A 4398-nucleotide genomic window follows, 5' to 3' on the forward strand; every position below is an offset into this window, starting at 1 on the left:
CGCGCCCTCACCCGCGACGGGCTCGACCTGGTGCTGACCCACGACGCCGACACGCTCGCCCCGGCCGCCTTCGGCCAGTTGCTCGTCCCGTTCCCCAACCGCGTGGACCAGGGCCGCTACACCTTCGACGGCGTCTCCTACCAGCTGGCGCTCACCGAGCCGAAGCTCGGGAACGCCATCCACGGCCTGGCCCGCTGGTCGGCGTGGACGGCGACCGAGCGGGCGGGCGACCGCGTCACCCTCACGCTCGACCTTCCGGGCGCGCAGGGCTACCCGTTCCGGCTGGCCCTCAAGGCCGAGTACGTCCTGGACGCCGAGACCGGCCTGACCGTCCGGCTCAGCGCCGAGAACACCGGCACGCGTCCCGCGCCGTACGCGCACGGCGCCCACCCGTACCTGACCGTCGGCGTCCCGATCGACGAGTGCGAGGTCACGCTGGACGCCGACCGCTACCTCCCGGCCGGCGAGCGGATGATCCCGGCGGCCGAAACCGTCCCGGTGGACGGCACCGACCGCGACCTGCGCGGCGGCGTCCCCCTCAAGGGCCGGCGGATCGACAACGCCTACACCGGCCTCGCCCGCGACGGGGACGGCCGCGCCTGGACGCGCCTGACCGGAGGTGGCCGCGGGGTCGCGCTCTGGGCGGACGAGGCGCACCCGTGGATGGAGGTGTTCACCGCCGACACGATCCCGGCCGGGCAGCGCCGCCTCGGCCTCGCCGCCGAGCCGATGACGGCCCCGCCGAACGCGTTCGCGACCGGCACCGATCTGACCGTTCTCGCGCCGGGCGCCCAGACGGGCGGTTCATGGGGGATCATGGCGTCGTGAACCTCAGCGTCCCCTCGATCGACGACCTGTCCGCCCGCGTCGCCGCGATCCGCGAGGCGCACGCCGCGACCTTCCCCGGCCCCGCCGAGGGCCGGCAGCCGGTGCACACCGTCTACGTCCCGGCCGACCGCTTCTCCCCCGGCACCGCCGCCGAGTTCGGCGCGGAGGCGCTGCGCCTGCTGGACGCCCACGCGCCCGGCGCGGGCACGTTCGGCTCGGTGTTCGGCCTCGCCCCGGCGCTCGCCGGCGCCGTCCGCGAGCGGGTCGCCGCCAAGCTCGCGAGCGAGCCCGTCGAGGACCTGCGGATCGACTTCGAGGACGGCTACGGCGTCCGCCCGGACGCCGAGGAGGACGCGCACGTCGCCCAGGCCGTGGAGTCGGTCGCCGCGGCCTACGAGGCGCGCGCCCTGCCGCACTACTGGGGGCTGCGGGTCAAGTCGTTCGCCGACGGCGGCCACGAGCGGTCGATGCGCACGCTGGACGGCTTCCTCACCGCGCTGCGCGACCGGCTCGGGCGGCTCCCCGGCGGGTTCACCATCACCTTCCCCAAGGTGGTGATGGCCGAGCACGTCACGGTCTTCACCGACTACCTGGAGCGGCTGGAGGGCGCGCTCGGCCTGCCCGGCGGCATCCTGCGGTTCGAGACGCAGGTCGAGACCACCGAGGCGGTCATCGACCACGAGGGCCGGATCGGGCTGCGCGGCATCGCCGCCGCCGCGCGCGGCCGGATGACCGCCGCGCACTTCGGCGTGTACGACTACACCGCCGCCTGCGACCTGCCGCCGAACGAGCAGCGCCTCGACCACGCCGCGTGCGACTTCGCCCGCCACGTCATGCAGGTGACGCTCGCCGGAACCGGCATCCGCCTGGCGGACGGCTCGACCAACCTCGTCCCGCGCGACGACACCTCCGAGGAGGTCCACGGCGTCTGGACCGAGCACTCCGGGCACGTCCGGCACTCCCTGTCGAACGGCTTCTACCAGGGCTGGGACCTGCACCCCGCGCACCTGCCGAGCCGCTACGCCGCCGTCTACCGCTTCTACCTGGAGGGTGTGGACGACGCGACCGTCGCCCGCGTCCGCGCCTGGCACGAGCGGTCCGCCGCGGGCGGGCCGAGCGGCGTCATCGACGAGCCCGCGACCATCCGGTCCCTCACGGCCCTCCTCCAGCGGGCCGTGGACTGCGGCGCCGTCGACCCGTCCGTCCTGCCCCCGAGGCCCTAGCGGTCCGGCACCTCGCTAGCGGTCGGGCACCTCGCTGGCGGTCCGGCACCGCACCGGGCCCGCCGGGCCGAGACGGCTACCCGTCACTCGCGGATCGCCGTTTCCGCTGGTAGTGGGTTCGGCCCTTGGCGGCGTTCCCGCAGGTCGCCATGTCGCACCAGCGGCGACGGCCGCCGCGGGAGCTGTCGATGAACACCCAGCCGCACCGCTGACCAGGGCAGACGCGGGTGCGTTCGAGCGGGGGATCCCGGAACAGGTCGGCGGCCCGGAGGACCAGCTCGTGGTTCAGGTACTCCAGCCCGGACGTCTCGACGCCGACCGCGACGCGCACCCCGTTCTCGTGAACGGTGAGGCGGGCGGCGGCGGCCGCGCGCTTCCAGTGTTCCTCCACGCGGCCCGCCGCCTCCTCAGGAACCGGCGCGTCCTGACGGATCAGCGCCGTGAGGAGGTCGTGCAACGCCTCGCGCAGCTCGCGGGTGCGTTCGAGGGATTCCGCTGCGGCGCCGGGATCGGCCTCGGCCAGGCACCGCAATTCGTCCAGGTCGGCGGGGGCGAACTCCCCGCTGAGCGCCGCCCATTGAAGAAGCCGCGGGTGGCCGTCGAGGCGGTCGACCGGTTCGGCGTTGCGCGCCGTGACCGTGTTCACCAGGTCGAGGACGGCATGGCCCCCGACCAGGTCCCGGGACGTGAAGGTGTGCGTCCGGACGACCGCGTCCACCCGTGACCGCCTCTCCTCGGCTTGCCGGAATCATTCCAACCAGTGTACTGATGTTATCCGGTTGGAACGATTGTGAGCAGGGAGGAGAGGGCCTTGACCACTGCCGTGGAGCTGATCGCGGCCCCGTGGAACCTGGGACTGCGTCCGCGCGGGCCGGGACGGGAACCGGACGCCTGGCGCGTCCCGCGGGCGCTGCTGGACGCCGGCCTGGACGCGCGCCTGCGTCCGGCCCGGCTGGTGGAGCTCGACCGTCCGCCCTACGACTTCGACGCCCAGCCCGCCACCCGCGTCCGCAACGGGGTGACGCTCCGCGAGCACACCCTCCGGCTGGCCGACGCGGTCCAGGCGGCACTCGCCGCGTCGCGGTTCCCGGTCGTCCTGGGCGGCGACCGCAGCGTCCTGCTGGGATGCCTGCTCGGGGCCCGCCACGACGGACGCTGCGGCCTCGTCCACCTCGACGGCCACGACGGCTTCCGCCGTACCCCGGGCGGCCCCGCCCTCGGCGACGCCGCCGGAATGGCCCTCGCCCTGGCCACCGGCCGAGGCGAACTCCTGCTCACCCACTGGCCGCACGTGGGCCGTCCCCTGGTCGTCGACGAGGACGTCGTCCAGATCGGCGACCGGCAGGAGAACGCGGACCTCCCGTTCACCCGCTTCACCGCCCGGCGGATCCAGAGCACCGGCATCGCCGGCCTGCACGAACAGGTCATCGCCCACCTGGACCGACGCGGCCTGGACCGCGTCTGGCTCCACGTCGGCCTGGACGTCCTCGACGGACGCGTCCCGCCCCCCGTTGACACACCGGGACGTCCCGGGCCGCCGGACTTCACCCAGCTCGCCGACCTCCTCTCGTCCCTGGTCGGCGCAGGCCGCGTGATCGGGCTGGACCTCGCCGTCCACGACCCCGACGGCGTCCGCGACGCCGAGACCGTCGTCGACCGCCTCGCTTCCGCCCTGTCCCCGCTCGCCACGGTGGAGGCACACGCGTGAAGACGCTGCTCGCCGACGGTCCCGCCGACCTGTACGCGACCGAGATGCGCCAGTTCGGACGCCTCGCCGGACACTGGCGGACGGAAATCACCTACTACCCGGCCGACGGTTCCCCGCCCCGCCGGGTCGACGGCGAATGGGAGTTCGGCTACGCCCTCGAAGGCCGCGCCGTCCTGGACGTCTGGCAGTGGCCAGGACGCGCCGGCCTCCCGCCCGAAGGCCGCGCGCCCGACCAGGAGATCGGCCTGTGCGTGCGCATCTGGGACGCGCGCCTGCAACTGTGGCGCTTCACCTTCCACGGCACGCGCGGCGATGTCCTGCACATGTACGCCCGCGAGATCGGCGACGAGATCGTCATGGAACGCGCCGCGCCCGGCGCCCTCGTCCGCTGGACCTTCGCCGACATCACGCCCGGCGCCTTCCATTGGCGCAACGAACGCTCCACCGACGGCGGCCGGACCTGGCGCCTCGACCAGGAGGTCCACGCCCACCGCCTCGGCGGCTAGGCGTCATCGCGGACGGTGTACGCGGCGAGGTCGTCGGGGGTGTCGATGTCGTCCGGGGACGCCACGTCGTCGCAGGGGACGGCCGTGACCAGACCGGGGTTGGCGCGCAGGAACGGGCGCGCGCCGACGTCAC

General features: G+C 74.4%; 5 protein-coding genes and 1 pseudogene. 4 read left to right on the forward strand and 2 right to left on the reverse strand.

The window, feature by feature from the left end; all coding sequences use genetic code 11:
- Both AB0J52_RS29175 and AB0J52_RS29180 read left to right on the forward strand, forming a co-directional pair.
- On the forward strand, positions 1-828 hold an 828-nt coding region (locus tag AB0J52_RS29175), incomplete at its 5' end, for an aldose 1-epimerase family protein (protein ID WP_500185731.1).
- Positions 825-2051 (forward strand): DUF6986 family protein, encoded by a 1227-nt coding sequence (locus tag AB0J52_RS29180; RefSeq protein WP_500185733.1) that lies wholly within the window; start codon positions 825-827, stop codon positions 2049-2051. The genes AB0J52_RS29175 and AB0J52_RS29180, both read left to right, overlap by 4 nt.
- A 76-nt stretch (positions 2052-2127) precedes the next feature.
- Here the strand turns inward: AB0J52_RS29180 and AB0J52_RS29185 are convergent, their stop codons facing one another.
- The gene (locus AB0J52_RS29185; RefSeq protein WP_500185736.1) at positions 2128-2769 is read right to left on the reverse strand and encodes a CGNR zinc finger domain-containing protein; all 642 of its coding nucleotides are present in this window, start codon (positions 2767-2769) and stop codon (positions 2128-2130) included.
- Between the two features lie 93 nt (positions 2770-2862).
- Between AB0J52_RS29185 and AB0J52_RS29190 the strand changes: the two genes are divergently transcribed.
- Together AB0J52_RS29190 and AB0J52_RS29195 are read left to right on the forward strand one after the other, a co-directional pair.
- On the forward strand, positions 2863-3759 hold the full coding sequence (locus AB0J52_RS29190) for an arginase family protein (RefSeq protein WP_500185738.1): 897 nt from the start codon (positions 2863-2865) through the stop codon (positions 3757-3759).
- Positions 3756-4265, forward strand: coding sequence for a hypothetical protein (locus tag AB0J52_RS29195; RefSeq protein WP_500185739.1), 510 nt, complete (start codon positions 3756-3758; stop codon positions 4263-4265). The genes AB0J52_RS29190 and AB0J52_RS29195 overlap by 4 nt, the downstream gene beginning before the upstream one ends.
- Here the strand turns inward: AB0J52_RS29195 and AB0J52_RS29200 are convergent.
- A pseudogene (locus tag AB0J52_RS29200) lies at positions 4262-4398 on the reverse strand (nucleotidyltransferase family protein); the annotation flags it as partial. The gene AB0J52_RS29195 and the pseudogene AB0J52_RS29200 sit on opposite strands and share 4 nt — an antisense overlap.

The organism is Spirillospora sp. NPDC049652 (genome assembly GCF_040675125.1).
Taxonomy (GTDB): domain Bacteria; phylum Actinomycetota; class Actinomycetes; order Streptosporangiales; family Streptosporangiaceae; genus Spirillospora.